This window comes from Nocardia sp. NPDC004722 (assembly GCF_053601505.1).
Window position 1 is genome coordinate 1839 of the sequence record NZ_JBSGBY010000914.1, and the last position, 490, is coordinate 2328.

1 protein-coding gene is annotated in these 490 nt (G+C 69.6%); it reads right to left on the reverse strand.

What is annotated here, in order from left to right:
• Positions 1–127: 127 nt before the first annotated feature.
• A partial coding sequence (locus ACWELQ_RS43965) for a PLP-dependent transferase (RefSeq protein WP_452402895.1) occupies positions 128–490 on the reverse strand: 363 nt, incomplete at its 5' end.

The following is a 490-nucleotide window of genomic DNA, read 5'->3' on the forward strand; positions in this document are numbered from 1 at the left end:
GTGGGGGGGGGTGGGGGGGTGGGTCCCCACCCGGCGTGTTGGGGGGTGTGGTGTGGGGCGCCCACCCCATCTATTACAGATCCATAGGGGGGGGGGGGGCGCGCCCCCCCCCCCCACACCCTAAGAATCAGGCGAGCGCCTGCTCGATGTCCGCCAGCAGGTCGCTGATGTCTTCGATGCCGACCGAAAGGCGGACCAGGTCGGCCGGGACCTCGAGGGCGGAGCCCGCGGTGGAGGCGTGCGTCATCGCGCCCGGGTGCTCGATGAGGGATTCCACGCCGCCGAGGGATTCGGCGAGGGTGAAGATCTTGGTCTTGGCGCAGAAGTCGAGGGCGGCTTCCTTGCCTCCGTGCACGCGGACCGAGATCATGCCGCCGAAGCGACGCATCTGCTTCTGCGCGACGGTGTGGCCCGGATGCTCGGGCAGGCCCGGGTAGATGACCTGCGCGATCTTCGGGTGGTTGGCCAGGAATTCCGCGATGGTCTCGGC